We start from the raw sequence: 364 nt of genomic DNA, 5'->3' as shown, positions 1-364 counted from the left end.
CAGCAGCACCAGGTTCAGCCACACCAGCTGGCGGAACGCGGCTTCGCCCCGATAGGCCGCGCGCAGGCCGGCCAGCGAGTAACCGGTGGCGTTGAGGATCCGCGTCAGGCCGCTACGGCCCTTGAACGACAGGGCGTCGAGGTCGGGGGCCTCACTCATGGCTGCAGCACTCCCCAGGGGTTGTTGAGCGCGTGCTGGTAAGCCTGCTGCAGGTACTGCACGTCGCCGTCAGGCATGTCGCCACGGTGGCGTCGCAGTTGGCCGAGATCGTGCCGGGAAGCACTGGCGACGCGCCAGCGACGGCGCCCCTTTTCCAGGTCCAGCAGGGCGATATCGACATCGTCGGCGCCGCGTACCTTGACGA

1 protein-coding gene is annotated in these 364 nt (G+C 68.4%); it reads right to left on the bottom strand.

The window, feature by feature from the left end; genetic code table 11:
* Positions 1-155: 155 nt before the first annotated feature.
* The coding region (locus tag J0A65_RS26470) for a lipopolysaccharide kinase InaA family protein (RefSeq protein ID WP_206597157.1) at positions 156-364 on the bottom strand (209 nt) is incomplete at its 5' end.

The sequence above is a fragment of the Bowmanella yangjiangensis genome (assembly GCF_017255015.1).
GTDB classification, from domain to species: Bacteria; Pseudomonadota; Gammaproteobacteria; order Enterobacterales; family Alteromonadaceae; genus Bowmanella; species Bowmanella yangjiangensis.
Note: the sequence above shows the minus strand (reverse complement) of the source record. Positions and strands in the feature narration are given on the sequence as shown.